At 72.7% G+C, this 14493-nt stretch carries 10 protein-coding genes; 6 read left to right on the forward strand and 4 right to left on the reverse strand.

The genetic code is table 11. From position 1 onward, the window contains the following. Positions 1 to 30: 30 nt before the first annotated feature. From AB5J54_RS05515 to hutH, 3 genes are all read right to left on the reverse strand, one after another. A complete protein-coding gene (locus tag AB5J54_RS05515) occupies positions 31 to 600 on the reverse strand; it encodes a HutD family protein (protein ID WP_369142761.1) in 570 nt (189 codons plus the stop codon). A gap of 108 nt (positions 601 to 708) precedes the next feature. Beyond that, complete coding sequence (locus AB5J54_RS05520) at positions 709 to 3420, reverse strand: aminotransferase class I/II-fold pyridoxal phosphate-dependent enzyme (protein ID WP_369142762.1); 2712 nt, start codon at positions 3418 to 3420, stop codon at positions 709 to 711. 138 nt (positions 3421 to 3558) lie between these two features. Then, positions 3559 to 5094, reverse strand: a complete 1536-nt coding sequence (hutH, locus tag AB5J54_RS05525) for a histidine ammonia-lyase (protein WP_369142763.1) — start codon at positions 5092 to 5094, stop codon at positions 3559 to 3561. A 128-nt stretch (positions 5095 to 5222) separates the two neighbouring features. Between hutH and AB5J54_RS05530 the strand changes: the two genes are divergently transcribed. From AB5J54_RS05530 to AB5J54_RS05550, 5 genes are all read left to right on the forward strand, one after another. Further along, positions 5223 to 6008, forward strand: coding sequence for an IclR family transcriptional regulator (locus AB5J54_RS05530; RefSeq protein WP_369142764.1), 786 nt, complete (start codon positions 5223 to 5225; stop codon positions 6006 to 6008). Between the two features lie 338 nt (positions 6009 to 6346). Then, the gene (locus AB5J54_RS05535; protein ID WP_369142765.1) at positions 6347 to 7330 is read left to right on the forward strand and encodes an ABC transporter permease; all 984 of its coding nucleotides are present in this window, start codon (positions 6347 to 6349) and stop codon (positions 7328 to 7330) included. A 1-nt stretch (position 7331) separates the two neighbouring features. Further along, positions 7332 to 8183 carry an ABC transporter permease gene (locus AB5J54_RS05540; RefSeq protein WP_369142766.1) on the forward strand — a complete coding sequence of 284 codons (852 nt, stop codon included), beginning with the start codon at positions 7332 to 7334 and terminating at the stop codon, positions 8181 to 8183. Beyond that, positions 8180 to 10279, forward strand: a complete 2100-nt coding sequence (locus tag AB5J54_RS05545) for a dipeptide ABC transporter ATP-binding protein (protein WP_369142767.1) — start codon at positions 8180 to 8182, stop codon at positions 10277 to 10279. The genes AB5J54_RS05540 and AB5J54_RS05545 overlap by 4 nt, the downstream gene beginning before the upstream one ends. A gap of 134 nt (positions 10280 to 10413) precedes the next feature. After that, entirely contained in the window at positions 10414 to 12111 is a 1698-nt protein-coding gene (locus tag AB5J54_RS05550) for an ABC transporter family substrate-binding protein (RefSeq protein WP_369142768.1), read from the forward strand. A gap of 15 nt (positions 12112 to 12126) precedes the next feature. On the opposite strand, the gene AB5J54_RS05555 is transcribed toward AB5J54_RS05550, so the two are convergent. Next, positions 12127 to 12909, reverse strand: coding sequence for an ArsR/SmtB family transcription factor (locus AB5J54_RS05555; RefSeq protein ID WP_369142769.1), 783 nt, complete (start codon positions 12907 to 12909; stop codon positions 12127 to 12129). A 65-nt stretch (positions 12910 to 12974) separates the two neighbouring features. Between AB5J54_RS05555 and AB5J54_RS05560 the strand changes: the two genes are divergently transcribed. Next, complete coding sequence (locus AB5J54_RS05560; protein WP_369142770.1) at positions 12975 to 14426, forward strand: MFS transporter; 1452 nt, start codon at positions 12975 to 12977, stop codon at positions 14424 to 14426. The last annotated feature ends 67 nt before the right edge of the window (positions 14427 to 14493 follow it).

Below are 14493 nucleotides of genomic sequence, written 5' to 3' on the forward strand. Positions count from 1 at the left end.
CTTCATGCCGGGCGGCCCACCCGGATCCGCTCAGCGGACGTCCGTGAGGGCGACGATCGCGAGGACCCCGTCGACGGTGATGTCGGCGGGGTCCTCGTCGTCGTGGAGCAGGACCGCGTCGAGCCGGCCGAGGCGGACGGGCTCCCGGTCCAGGGTCGCGCTGCCGTCGAGGACGATCGCGAGGACGCGGGTCCCGGGGGCGGGGCGCAGGACCGTGGAGCGGCGCTCGACGGTGACATCGGCCTTCGTCCCGCCGCGCCGGACCATCACGTTGAAGTCGACGATCGGGCCGTCGAGGAGCCGGCAGTCGGTGGTGGCGTCGCCGGAGAAGGCGAAGGGCGCGTAGCGGGTGTCCACGACGTGCTCGGTGCCGTCGACGGTGAGGGCCATGCCCGGCCCCTCCACGACCGTGATGATCCGGTCGACGCCCTCGAACGCGGAGAACGGGCCGCTGCTCGCGACGTCGGCGACGCTGATCCGCCACGCGAAGTCGTCGGTGCCGGCGCCCCGGGGATGGGCCATGACCTCGGTGGTGATGCCGCCGCCGTTCTTCCACGGGGCGGGGGTCCGGTCGTGTGCGCGCAGGATCTGAGGTGCCATGAGGGGTGTACTTCCTTCTGGACGGGTCGGTCGTCGGGCCGGGAAACACGACATCCTCCCCCGCCGCCCGGGCCGCGGGAGAGGGGGAGGTGTCGTGGGTCGGAAGGGCTAGCGATCGGCGGTGTGACGTGTCTCCAGGGCGCTCTCGGTGAAGACCCGGTACCCGACCGCGGGGTCGTATCCGTGGATCTCGCGGGTGTCGAGAGCGGCCATGTAGGTCAGGACGTCCTTGCTGACGACCTGGCCCGGGACGAGTACGGGGAAGCCGGGCGGGTACGGGGTGACGAACGTGGCCGAGACGACCGTGCGGCCCTGCGCCATGGCGTCGGTGAGGGCGTCCATCGAGAGGTGCTCGCACTCGGTGTCGTCGTAGGCGAGGAAGAACGCGGAGCGCATGTCGCCCTCCGGAGTGCGCGGGCTCGGCCGGAACGCCGGGTGGAACGCGCTGAAGTCGGGCAGGGCGGCGGAGCCCGCGCCGAGTCCTGTGGCGGCGCTGTCGTGGACGGCCCGGTCGTGCGGGCTCATCTCTCCGATGCGTTCCTCCAGGTCCTCGGCGATGCGGACGAGTACCTCGATCAGGTAGGCGACGGAGCTCCGGGTGGTGCCGATGTTCGTCATGAACAGCAGCGTGTTGCGGGTCGTCTTGTTGACCTGGATGCCGTGCCGGTCCATCAGGAGGTCGTGCTTGAACGTGTCTCCGTCGATCCCGGTGAGACCGATGTGCAGCGTGGCGCGGGTCGGGTCGAGGACGAACTCGTCCTCCTCCCAGGCCCGTTCCATCCGGGCGAGACCCGTCCGCAGGGGCTGTTCGATGCCGGAGGGGCGGAAGCGGGGCGGGACGAGATCCGGCGTGGTGAGGATGCGCAGGTAGCGGTTGAGCAGCGGGTGCTGGGCGACCGCGTCGCGGAGCACACCCGCCTGTTCGAGCTGCTTCTGCACGAGGGCGAAGCCTTCGAAGACGGCCTGCCGGCGGCCGAGGTCCATCGAGGCGAGGATCTGGTAGTTGGGCGAGGTCGAGGTGTGCGTCATGTACGCCTCGTGGAACACCTCGGCGACCTTGTGGCGGAAGTCCTGGTCGAAGACGTGGACCATGGAGCCCTGGCGCATCGAGGTGAGCGTCTTGTGCGTGGACTGCGTGGCGTAGACGCGGACGCGGACCTTCTCCGGATCGGGCATCAGCCGGGTGGTGGCGAGGGTCTCGTCGTCGGGGTCGTCGCCGAGGCTCGCGCGGTGGGCCGCGTACGTGTCGGCGTACCCGGGGTCGCGGTAGCGCTCGGTGAGGGTGCCGGCCGCGGCCATGGCGGTGCGCCGGCGGTAGACGGGGTGGAAGCGGGCGAAGGCGAACCAGGCCTCGTCCCACAGGAACGCCAGGTCCGGCTTGAGGGCCAGGCACTCCTCCATCACGCGCGACGGGTTGTAGACGATCCCGTCGAAGGTGCAGTTGGTGAGCATGAGGAGCTTGACGCGGTGCAGGACGCCCTCGTGCTTGAGCATCAGCAGTTTCCGCTTGATCTCCTCCACCGGCACGGCGCCGTACATGCCGTACTCGTCGAGGGGATAGGCGTCGAGGTAGACGACATGGGCACCGGCGAGGACGAGGCCGTAGTGGTGCGACTTGTGGCAGTTGCGGTCCACGAGCACGATGTCGCCGGGGCGTACGAGCGCCTGCACGACGATCTTGTTGGCGGTGGACGTGCCGTTGGTGACGAAGTACGTCCGGCGGGCGCCGAAGGCCTCGGCGGCCAGGTCCTGGGCCTCGCGCAGCGGGCCGGTGGGGGCGAGCAGGGAGTCCAGGCCGCCGGAGGTGGCGGAGGTCTCGGCGAGGAAGATGTTCAGACCGTAGAAGTCGGCGATCTCCGGGATCCAGGGCGAGTTGAGCACCGAGGCGCCGCGGGAGACGGGCAGGGCGTGGAAGACGCCGGTGGGCTTCCGGCTGTGGGCGCGCAGCGCGCTGAAGAACGGGGCGCGGTGGCGTTCGGCGATGCCGTTCAGGATCGACAGATGGAGTTCGAGGAGGCCTTCGCGGGCGTGGAAGACGCGCCGGAAGCGGCGGCCGATGCGGCCCGCCGTGGACTCGACGGCCCGTTCGGACACGAGGTAGAGGTCGAGTTCGGGGCGCAGGTCGAGGAGCCGGTCGCCGAGGGCGCGGATCCGTTCGCCGCTGTCCCCGGGTGTGCCGGAGTCGTCGGCGGTCTCGTCGAAGAAGCGCCGGACGACGCTGAGGTCGTGGCGGGAGCGGTCGGTGAACCGGTCACGGATGACGACGGCCTGGAGGCCGGAGTTGACGAGGGACGTGATGACCGCGTCCTCGAAGCTGGGGGCGACGACGATCTCGTAGGCGAACTCGTCGTCGGGGCGGCGCAGTCGGCGCAGTTCTCCGCGCAGCGCCTGTTCCTCGGCGGCGTCCAGGTCGCCGACGACGAGGACCTCGAAGTACGGGGTGGAGGGCGCGGGCGGGGTGTGCGCGCCGGCCGTCGTCTCGTCGGGAGCGGCGGCGGTGTGCGGGGCGGTGCCGTGGTGCCGGTGTCCTGCCAGGTCGCGGTAGAACTCTTCGGTGCGCTGGGCGAGTCGCCGATGGTCCCGCTGCTCGTACAGCCCGCGGAGCTCCGTCAGTCCGGCCGTGCCGGGGAAGGCCCAGCAGCGCTCGACGGGCGCCAGGAGGCGGAGGAGTTCCTGGACGCGCGCGGTGGTGACCGGGCCCGAGCGGCCGTCCGCGCCCTGTGCGGCGAGACGGTGGGTGAGGTCCGTCAGTGAGCTCCAGGCGTCGGCGCGCAGTTGCCCGACGCTGTTGTGCACCGTGGCGGTCGGCAGGTCATTCACCGGGGGAACGGCTCCTTCTGAGGGCTGCCCGGCCCGCCGCGGACGGGGAGGGCGGGGGTGGCTGGTCGAGCGCGGCAGCGGCCTGCCGCACCTTCCGGGTCCCGCGGGACCCGGAAGGTGTCGGGGACTGCGTCCCGGTCAGACCAGGGCGCCGGTCACGGACTCGGCGGCGGCCAGGGCGCGGCCGGAGGCCACGTACTGGACGGCCTCCTCGATCTCGGGGGCGAGCCAGCGGTCGGTGCCGGGGCCTTCGACGGTCGCGCGCAGGCCGTCGCGCACCGCGGCCGTGGCCGGGGCGGGGGTCAGCGGGGCGCGCAGGTCGAGGGCGCGGGCGGCGGTGTAGAGCTCGACGGCGAGGACGCGGCCGAGGCCGTCGATGGCGCGGCGCAGCTTGCGGGCGGCCGCCCAGCCCATGGACACGTGGTCCTCCTGCATGGCGCTGGAGGGGATCGAGTCGACGGAGGCCGGGGTGGCGAGCCGCTTGAGCTCGGAGACGATCGCGGCCTGCGTGTACTGGGCGATCATGTGGCCGGAGTCGACGCCCGGGTCGTCGGCGAGGAAGGCGTTCAGGCCGCGGTTGCGGGCCGGGTCGAGGAACCGGTCGGTGCGGCGCTCGGAGATCGAGGCGACGTCGGCGACGGTGATGGCGAGGAAGTCGAGCACGGCGGCGACGGGGGCGCCGTGGAAGTTGCCGTTGCTCTCGACGCGGCCGTCGAGGGTGACGACGGGGTTGTCGACGGCGCTGGCGAGCTCGCGGGAGGCGACGAGTTCGGCGTGGCCGAGGGTGTCGCGGGCGGTGCCGTGGACCTGCGGGGTGCAGCGCAGCGAGTAGGCGTCCTGGACGTAGGTGCAGTCCGGACCCGCGTGGCTGGCGATGATCGCCGAGTCGGCGAGCAGGGAGCGCAGGTTGCCCGCGCTGTCGCCCTGGCCGGGGTGCGGGCGCATGGCCTGCAGGTCGGCGGCGAACACCGCGTCGGTGCCGAGCTGGCCCTCGACGCTCATGGCGGCGGCGATGTCGGCGGTGCGCAGCAGGCGGCGCAGGTCGTGGGCGGCGAGGACGAGCATGCCCAGCATGCCGTCGGTGCCGTTGATGAGGGCGAGGCCCTCCTTCTCCTCCAGGACCACCGGGGTGATGCCGGCCTCGGCGAGGGCCTCGGCGGCGCGCTTGCGCTCGCCGTCGGCGGTGCGGACGACGCCCTCGCCCATGACGGCGAGCGCGCAGTGCGCGAGGGGGGCCAGGTCGCCGGAGCAGCCGAGCGAGCCGTACTCGTGGACGACCGGGGTGATGCCCGCGTTCAGGAGGGCGGCGTACGCCTCGGCGGTCTCGGTGCGGACGCCGGTGCGCCCGGTGGCGAGGGTGGACAGGCGCAGCAGCATCAGGGCCCGGACGACCTCGCGCTCGACCTCGGGGCCCGAGCCCGCGGCGTGCGAGCGCACGAGGCTGCGCTGGAGCTGGGTGCGCAGCTCGGTGGGGATGTGGCGGGTGGCCAGGGCGCCGAAGCCGGTGGAGACGCCGTAGTGGGGCTTGGCGTCGTCGGCGAGGGCCTTGACGACCTCGCGACTGCGGGCGATCTCCTGGAGCGCCTCGGGCGCGAGGGACACCTGGGCGCCGTGGCGGGCAACGGACACGACTTCGTCGGCGGAGAGGGCACCGACACCAACAACAACGTTCATGCCCCTATGAAGCCGCAGGCGGGGAGGGGTCCGCGAGCCATGTGGCGCAGGTGTTGTCTGGGATCCAAGACGTCTAGTCTGGGATCCCAGACAGATGGTGGGGGACCCTTCTGGTCTACTCTCGGCCCATGAGCATCGTCCCTGCCGCCGCGCAGGTGCTGGCCGTCCTGCGCTATCTGTCCCGTCAGGCCGCGCCCGTGCCCGCGGCCGCCATCAGCCGTGACGTGGGGCTGCCGCGCTCGACGACGTACCACCTGCTCGACACCCTGGCGGCGGACGGTTTCGTGGTGCATCTGCCGGAGGAGCGGCGGTACGGGCTCGGCGTCAGCGCCTTCGAGCTGGCCTCCGGGTACGAGCGCCAGGCGCCGTTCCAGCGGCTCGCGCGGGCCCCGCTCGCCTCGCTCGTGGACCGCACCGGGCACAACGCCAACCTCGCCGTGCTGCACGGCCGTGAGGTCATCTACGTCATCGAGGAACGCGCCCCGGGCCGCCCGCCCCTGGTCAGCGAGGTCGGAGTCCGGCTGCCGGCCCATCTGACCGCGAGCGGCCGGGCCGTGCTCGCCCTGCTGCCGCCCGCGCAGGTGCGGGCGATCTTCCCCGACCGGTCCGCGTTCGTGCAGCGGCACGGCGCAGGTCCCGCGACGCTGACGGCGCTGCGCGCGCTGCTGACCCAGGCGCGGCGCCGCGGGTACGCGACGGAGGAGGGCGAGGTGACGCCGGGCCTCTCCTCGATCGCCGCGCCCGTCCTCGACCATCACGCCCATCCGATCGCAGGGGTCTCGGTCACCTTCTCCGACGAGGCGGTCGACGAGGCGGAGCGGCAGCGGATCGCGGGGCACGTGGCGCAGACGGCACGGGACCTGACCCGCCGGGTGGGCGGCGCGACGCCCGCCCCGGGCGCCCCTTCCGCGTAACGGCTCCGGGGAGCCGGCCTGGGTCCTCCTCCCACGCCCATCGGGCGTTTGTGAAGCGCGCCTTGCAATCACATGTCAGCCACCTGCGCATGCTTCCAGTGGTGCGGATCATGACCACAGAATGACTCGTCGCCAGGTCCCATCGCCTCTGATTCGGAGGCGTCGGGCCCGGCACCGCATCGCGAGCACGGCATTGCCCGACCGGCTGCGCGTTTCCGCCCCGCAGAAAGCACGTCCCGCATGTCCATAACCGGCACACCCCCGCCGGCCCTCCGTACGGCCCACCCCGCCGCACCTCGTTCCGCGTCCCTCGCTGCGGCGCACGGGAAGGCGGGGTCGTGCTCCACCACGTGATGCGCAAGACGGCCGGCTGGCTCGCCATGATCGTGGTCGCCACCAACGTCACGTACGTACTGGCCGCCTGGTTCCTCGACCCGAGGTCCACCTACAAGGACACCCGCCCGGTCCGCACCGAGGCGCAGATCGACCAGGCCCTGGCGCCCTACAATCTCGACCCACGGGTGCCGCTGGTGGAGCGGTGGTGGCACTGGTTCGGCGACGTGGTGCTCCACTTCGACTGGGGGAGGTCCCCGGTCGGGGCCTCGGTGAACGGCGAGATCGGCTTCCGGGTGCTGGTCAGTGCCCAGCTGGTCACCGCCGCCACGCTCCTGTCGGTGCTCCTCGGCGTCGCGCTGAGCGTGTCCACGGCGTCCCGGCAGTACGGCTGGTGGGACCGGATCACCCAGCTGGTGTCGGTCTTCCTCTTCAACATCCCCACCGCCGTCGCCGCGCTGGCCGTGGTCCTCGTCGGGATCTGGCTCAACCAGAGCCTGGGACTGCGCTTCCTGTACGTCGCCGGGGAGAAGTCCCCGACCGTCGAGGGCCTCCTGCCGACGGTGGTCGACCGGGTGCAGCACCTCGTCCTGCCGACGCTGAGCCTGACCCTCCTGGGCTACGTGGGCTATCACCTGACCCAGCGCACCCTGCTGCTCGACGCCATCGGCTCGGACTACGTGCGCACCGCGCGCGCCACCGGACTGACCCGCGCCCAGGCGATCCGCCGCCACGCGCTGCGCGCCTCGCTGATCCCGACCGCCACCTCCGTGGCCTTCGGCATCCCCGCCGTCTTCACGGGCGCGGTCATCACCGAGACCGTCTTCGGCTGGAACGGCATGGGCCAGTACTTCATCCAGACCATCGGCAAGAACGACGTGCACGGCACCGTCGCGGTCGCGGCGTTCGGCGCCGCCATGACCGCGATCGGCGCGATCCTCGCCGACATCGCCGTCGTCCTCCTCGACCCACGGGTGCGGGTGAGCTGACATGACGCTGTACCTGCGGCGCTTCGGCCGCAATCGCGGGGCCCTGCTCGGCGTGGCGCTCTTCGTGCTCCTGGTGCTGTTCGGCGTCCTCGGCGGGCTGCTCTCGCCCTTCGCGTACACCGACGCGGACTTCACCGCACTCACCCGGCCGCCGAGCGCGGCCCACTGGTTCGGCACCAATCAGGGCGGGAACGACGTGTACGCCGAGGCCGTGCACGGCCTGCGGCGTTCGCTGGTCATCGCGGTCAGCGTGTCGGTCCTGACGATCGTGCTCGCCGCGGTGATCGGCGCGGGCGCCGCGTACCTCGGCGGCAGGGTGGAGAAGCTGACCCTGGCGGTCATCCACTTCCTGCTCGTGATCCCGTCGTTCCTGATCCTCGCCCTGGTCTCGCACCGTCTCGCCGGCGACTGGCAGGCGCTGATCCTCGTGCTCACCGTCTTCGGCTGGATGACCACCGCCCGCGTCGTCTGGTCACTGTCCACCTCGCTGCGCGAACGCGACTACGTCCTCGCCGCCGAGTTCATGGGCGTACGGCCGTGGCGGATCGTGCTGCGGCACATCATCCCCAACCTGGGCTCCCTGCTCGTGGTCAACCTGACCCTCGGGATCGTCGCCACCGTGCTCAGCGAGACGGCCCTGTCGTTCCTCGGTTTCGGTGTCCAGACCCCCGACGTGTCGCTGGGCACCATGCTCGCCGACGGCTCCGGCACCATCACCAGCGCCCCGTGGCTGTTCGCGTTCCCGGCCGGCCTCGTCGTCCTGCTCACCGTGTCGATGACGCTCGTCGGCGACGGGCTGCGCGACGCCCTCGACCCCACCTCGGTATCGGCGGCCTCGGGAGGCGCACGATGACGTTCACCCTCCTGCCCGCCCCCGAGTCGCCCTCGCGCGGCGCCGGGCCTGACCCCGTCCTGTCCGTGCGGGACCTGCGGATCTCCTTCCCGTCCGAGGCGGGACCCGTCGAGGCGGTGCGCGGGATCGACTTCGACCTGCTGCCGGGCCGGACCCTGGGCATCGTCGGCGAGTCCGGGTCGGGCAAGTCCGCGACCGCGATGGGCGTCATGGGGCTGCTGCCGCCCACCGCACGCGTGTCGGGGCAGGTGCTGCTCGGCGGCCGCGACCTGGTCGGCCTGGACGACAGGCGACTGTCCCGGATACGGGGCAACGACATCGGCATGGTCTTCCAGGACCCGCTGTCCGCGCTGACCCCGATCCACTCGGTCGGCCGGCTGCTCTCCGACGCGCTGCGCGTGCACCAGGACCTCACGAAGCAGACGGCGTGGAACCGCGCGGTCGAACTCCTCGACCTGGTCGGCATCCCCGAACCGCGGCGCAGGGCACGGTCGTTCCCGCACGAGTTCTCCGGTGGCATGCGTCAGCGCGTCGTCATCGCCCTGGCCATGGCGAACTCCCCGTCGGTCATCGTGGCCGACGAGCCCACCACGGCCCTCGACGTGACCGTCCAGGCCCAGATCCTGGACGTGCTGCGGACCGCGCAGACCGAGACCGGCGCGGCGGTCGTGCTGATCACGCACGACCTCGGGGTCGTCGCCGGGTACGCCGACGACGTCGCCGTCATGTACGCCGGGCGGATCGTCGAACGGGCGGGCGCCGAGGCGCTGTTCCGGCGGCCCACCATGCCGTACACGATCGGCCTGCTCGGCGCGGTGCCCCGCCCCGACGCCCCGAAGGACCGCCCCCTGGTGCCGATCGGGGGCGAACCCCCGTCCCTGGTGGCGCTGCCCGCCGGATGCCCCTTCGCGGACCGGTGCCCCGCCGTGCTCGACCGCTGCCGTACGGAGGAGCCCGAGGCGGTCCCCGTCGCCGGGCACGGGGAGGTCGCCTGCCTGCGCGCCGACGAGATCGCCGACGGCCGGCTCGCGGTGGATGCGCTCTTCCCGGCGCCGCGGGGGCCTCGGGCCCCGGAGGGCACCGGCCCGGGCGAGGTGGTGCTGCGGGTGTCGGGCCTGAGCAAGACCTTCCCCGTCACGAAGGGCGCGTTCCTCAGGCGCCGCCTCGGCACCCTCCACGCGGTCAGTGACGTCGGATTCGACCTGCGGGCCGGCGAGACCCTGGGCCTGGTGGGCGAGTCCGGCAGCGGCAAGACCACCACGCTCCTGGAGATCCTGCGGCTCAGGCCGCCGGAGAGCGGCCGGATCGAGGTCGCCGGCACGGACGTCGCCGGCCTCGGCTCCGGCGCCGCCGAGCGGCTGCGGGAGCTCCGCGGGGCGGTGCAGATCGTCATGCAGGACCCGATGGGCTCCCTCGACCCGCGGCTCCCCGTGTCCCGGCTGCTCGCCGAACCGCTGCAGGCGGTCGGTGCCGACCGGTCCGCGACCCGGGCCCGGGTGGCGGAACTCCTCGGCATGGTCGGCCTCGACGCCTCGGTGGCGGACCGTTTCCCCGGTGCCCTCTCCGGAGGGCAGCGCCAGCGCGTCGGCATCGCCCGCGCCCTGGCGACCCAGCCCCGGATCGTGGTCCTGGACGAGCCGGTCTCGGCCCTCGACGTGTCCGTGCAGGCGGGCGTCGTCAATCTGCTCGCCCGGCTCCAGCGCGAACTCGGCCTCGCGTACCTGGTCGTCGCGCACGACCTGGCCGTGATGCGGCACTTCGCCGACCGCATCGCGGTCATGTACCTCGGTCACCTCGTCGAGACCGGCAGCACCGAGGCGATCTTCGAGAACCCCCGGCACCCGTACACCGAGGCCCTCCTCTCGGCGATCCCGGTACCCGACCCCCGGCGCGAGCGCTCCCGCGAGCGGATCGTGCTGGAAGGCGAACAGCCGAGCGCGACGGACCTCCCGCGCGGCTGCGTCTTCGTCGACCGCTGCCCGCTGTACCGGTCGCTCGACGACGAGGGACTGCGGGAGCGATGCCGTACGCAGCGGCCCGCCCTGGGCCCGGCGGCACCCGGCACCGGCCACCGCCACGCCTGTCACGCCCGCTGACCCCGACCCCGCGCCCGGGCATCGGCCCCGGACCCCGGCCACGGGCCCCCACCCGCGGACGTCGGGCCCCCACACGCCGGCACCGCACCCCCTGGTGCCGCCGACCCCATGAAGGAATGAGGATCCACTCCGCCATGCGATCGAGAATCGCCGTCCCCGCAGCCGCCCTCACCGCGGCCCTCGCCCTCGCCGTCTCGGCCTGCGGCACCTCCGACTCCGGCACGCCGGGCACAGGAAAGGGCTCCGGGAAGGGCGCGACCCCCGCCGCGGCCTCGGCCCAGGTCGACTACAACCCCCAGCCCTACGACGGCGTCAAGGACGGCGGCACCTACACCACCGCCGGCACCATCGACGACCAGGGCAACCCCTTCAACGCCAACGCCACGCTCACCGCCAAGCGCGTCTGGTTCTGGTACAACCCGGACGTCATCACGTACTCCCCCACCGGTGAGGTGCAGTACAACCCGGACTACCTCAGCGACGTGAAGGTCAGCGCCGACGGCGGCAACCAGCGGGTGGTCCTCACCCTCAACCCCGAGGCCACCTACAACGACGGCACCCCCATCGACTGGACGGCCGTCAAGGCGACCTGGCAGGCCAACAACGGCGCGGACAAGAAGTACAACGCCACCGACACCGAGGGCTACAGCCACATCACCTCGGTCACCCGCGGCAAGGACGACAAGCAGGCGGTCATCGACTTCAAGGGCGCCGCCCCCTGGTGGTCGAGCCTGTTCACCACGCTCCTGCACCCCAAGGCGGCCACCCTGGCCGGCTTCAACGACGCCTACGTCAAGAAGGTCCACCCCGAGTGGGGCGCCGGCCCGTACACCGTCGGGAAGTTCGACCCCGAGGGCGGCGACCTCACCTTCGTCCGCAACCCCAAGTGGTGGGGCAAGAAGGGCAGGCTGGACCGGCGCGTCTACGTCAACCTGGAGTCGGACGCCGCGGCCAACGCCTTCAAGAACGGCCAGATCGACTACTCCTCCGCCGGCGACGCCGAGGGCCTGAAGCGCCTCTCCGGTGTCCAGGGCACCGAGATCCGCCAGGGCGGCAGCCCGTTCGCGTACTCCTTCTACGTCAACGCCAAGTCGCCCCACCTGCAGGACGTCCAGGTGCGCAAGGCGCTCCTGGAGAGCATCGACCGGAGCCAGATCGCCAAGATCCAGTTCCAGGGCCTGGGCGACTACAGCGAGCCCCTGCCCGGCTCCCTGCTGCTCTTCAGCTTCCAGAAGGGCTACTCCGACAACGTCGGCGCCGTGATCAAGCACGACCCGGAGAGCGCCAGGAAGACCCTGGACGCCGCGGGCTGGAAGCCCGGCGCCGACGGCGTCCGCGAGAAGGACGGCAAGAAGCTCACCGTCACCTACACCCTGCGCGGCGACGATCCGCTGGAGAAGGCCACCGCGGGCGCCCTCGTGCAGATGCTCAAGCCGGTCGGCATCCAGGTCGGGCTCAAGAACTCCACCGAGGCCGACTTCGCCAAGATCCTCACCGACCGCAGCTTCGACATCTTCCTCGTCGGCAACCGCGCTCCCGACCCGTTCGGCACCCGCTACCTGTGCGAGTTCTACTGCACCGACAGCGCCTCCAACATCGTGAGCATCGGAAGTCCCGCGCTCGACAAGGAGATCCACGCCGTCTCGGAGATCGCCGACCCCGCCCGGCAGACGGCCGAGGCCAACGCCGTCGAGCGCAAGGCCCTGGCGCAGTACGGCTACCTGCCCCTGTTCAGCGGCCCGTCGATCTACGGCGTCAGGAACGGTCTGGCCAACGTCGGCGCCACCATCTTCGGCACGCCCCTGCCGGAGACCGTGGGCTGGCAGAAGTAGCCCCGTGACCCCGGGTCAGTCCACCGGCCGCAGACCGAAGGTGCCGGCCAGCCCCTCGGTGCCGGCCTCGGTCACATGGACGACCCGGGGGCTGGAGCCGTGACGCAGCCAGCGCAGCGCGAAGAGCCGCGCGGTGAGCGCCGCACCCACCGCGCCCGCGAGGTGGTGCCGCTGCTCGCTCCAGTCCACGCAGTAGCGGATGAGGGGCCGGCGGGCCGGCAGCCGGTCCAGGTCCACCCCGAAACGGGCCAGTGCGTCCCGGCCCGTGCCGGTGAGGCGGTAGTCGACGTCGTGTCCGTATCCGGACGCGCCGTCGCGCACGGACTCCTCGGGGCGGTGGATGCCGTCGTGTCCGGCGAGCAGGCCGCCCTTCACCAGGGACTCCAGGAGGTCCACGCCGAGCCGGCCGGCGAGATGGTCGTAACACGTGCGGGAGCGGCGCAGGGCGCCGGCGGTACTGCTCTCGCGCAGTGAGGTGACCGGGAGGGGCGGCGCGATGACGGCCAGCGCCTCCAGGGCGAGGCTCACGTCGGGGTGGGCCAGACGGTAGTACCGGCACCGGCCCGAGCTCTCCATGGTGAGCAGTCGCGCCTCGACGAGCTTGCTCAGATGGACGCTCGCGGTCGCGGCGCTCACCCCGGCCTCGGCGGCGAGCAGCCCGGCGGCCAGGGCGCGGCCGTCACCGAGCGCCTTCAGCATCCGGGCGCGGGAGGGATCGGCGATGAGCTGCGCCGCCCGGGCGATGTCGGGCTGGTGGTGCACCTGGTCCGGGCGCCGGGCGGTCGTCTTCCTTGCCATGCGGCGAGCTTAGGCCGGGGACACTTTGACGGGCGGCGAAATATCGCGCCGTGAGACTGGGTCGCATGACCTCCACCGGCCCCTCGCTCTCCCCCGCCGCCCTCGCCGGCCCGCCGCCGGGCCGTGCCTCCCTGTCGCTGCCGCCGCTCGTCGCGTTGAGCCTCGGATACTTCCTCGTGATGCTCGACGTCACGGTCGTGAACGTGGCCGTGCCCGCCGTCCGGGGCTCGCTCGACGCCGGCCCGTCGGACCTGCAGTGGATCGTCGACGGTTACAGCGCCTTCTTCGCGGGGCTGCTGCTGGTCGGCGGCGGACTCGGTGACCGCTTCGGACACCGGGCGGTGTTCCTCACCGGGCTCGGCGTCTTCGCGGCCGCTTCGGCGGGTTGCGCCCTCGCGCCCACGGCGGGGGTCCTGATCGCGGCCCGGCTGGTCCAGGGCGCCGGGGCCGCGCTGCTGGTTCCCGCCTCCCTCGCCCTGCTGCGGGCGGCCTACCCCGACCGGGACCGGCGTGCCCGGGCGGTCGGGCACTGGGGGCTCGTCTCGGCCGTCGCCTTCGGTGCCGGGCCCGCGGTCGGCGGGCTGCTGGTCGCGGCGTTCGACTGGCGTGCGGTGTTCTGGGTGAACCTGCCCGTGGCCGCGGTGGCGGTCCTGCTGACCCTGCGCCACGTCCCGGCCCCGGGTCCGCGGGCCCGGCCGGGCCGGATGGATCCGGCCGGTCTGCTGCTCGGCGTGCTCGGGCTGCTCGGCGTGGCCGGTGCGCTCAACGAGGCGGGGTCCGCGGGCTGGTCGTCCCCGGAGGTACTGCTGCTGTCCGCGGGCGGCGTGGGGTGCCTGGCCGCCTTCGTCGCCGTCGAACTGCGTCTGGAGAAGCGGGCGGCGGTACGACCGGAGGGCGGGCGGCCGCTGCTGCCGCCGTCGCTCTTCCGCGAGGCCGGACTCACGGCGACGAACCTCATCGGTCTGCTGCTGAGCTTCGGCTACTACGGGCTGCTCTTCGTCGTCACGCTGTACTTCCAGGAGGAACGTCATCTCGGCGCGCTGAGCACCGGGTTCGCCCTGCTGCCGTCGGTCTGCATGGGCTTCCTCGCGGCGCCGCTGTCGAGCCGTCTGACCGCCCGGAGCGGTCCGTACGTGCCCATGGCCGGGGCTCTGCTCCTCGGGAGTGCCGGTTTCCTGGGCTGGCTGGCGGCCGGCCCCGACACCCCCTACCCCGTGCTGCTCTTCGCGCTCATGGCGACGGGTCTCGCGACCCCGGTCACCGTGGTGGCCGCCACCGTGGCCGTCATGGAGGCGAGCCCCGCGGACAAGGCCGGTACCGCGTCGGCGGTGTTCAACGTGTCGCGCCAGGTGGGCAGCGCGATGGGCGTGGCGCTCTTCGGCACGCTCACCGGCGCGACGGGCGGCCTGGTCGGCGGGCTGCGCGTGTCGGCGGTCATCGCGGCGGTGGCCTTCCTGCTCGCGTCGGCGCTCGCGGTGCTCGCCGGGCGCCGTAGCGGCGTCGCCGGTGCCCGGTGAGCACGCGGGGGCGGTGCCCGGCACCCCGGACACCGCCCCTTGCGCACCCTCGTTCACCGCCGTACGG

The sequence above is a fragment of the Streptomyces sp. R44 genome (genome assembly GCF_041053105.1).
GTDB lineage: Bacteria > Actinomycetota > Actinomycetes > Streptomycetales > Streptomycetaceae > Streptomyces.

Coding starts and splice junctions, on each gene's coding strand:
- AB5J54_RS05515 (WP_369142761.1), bottom strand. CDS start 600: ATGGCACCTCAGATCCTGCGCGCACACGACCGGACCCCCGCCCCGTGG.
- hutH (WP_369142763.1), bottom strand. CDS start 5,094: ATGAACGTTGTTGTTGGTGTCGGTGCCCTCTCCGCCGACGAAGTCGTG.
- AB5J54_RS05530 (WP_369142764.1), top strand. CDS start 5,223: ATGAGCATCGTCCCTGCCGCCGCGCAGGTGCTGGCCGTCCTGCGCTAT.
- AB5J54_RS05540 (WP_369142766.1), top strand. CDS start 7,332: ATGACGCTGTACCTGCGGCGCTTCGGCCGCAATCGCGGGGCCCTGCTC.
- AB5J54_RS05545 (WP_369142767.1), top strand. CDS start 8,180: ATGACGTTCACCCTCCTGCCCGCCCCCGAGTCGCCCTCGCGCGGCGCC.
- AB5J54_RS05550 (WP_369142768.1), top strand. CDS start 10,414: ATGCGATCGAGAATCGCCGTCCCCGCAGCCGCCCTCACCGCGGCCCTC.
- AB5J54_RS05555 (WP_369142769.1), bottom strand. CDS start 12,909: ATGGCAAGGAAGACGACCGCCCGGCGCCCGGACCAGGTGCACCACCAG.
- AB5J54_RS05560 (WP_369142770.1), top strand. CDS start 12,975: ATGACCTCCACCGGCCCCTCGCTCTCCCCCGCCGCCCTCGCCGGCCCG.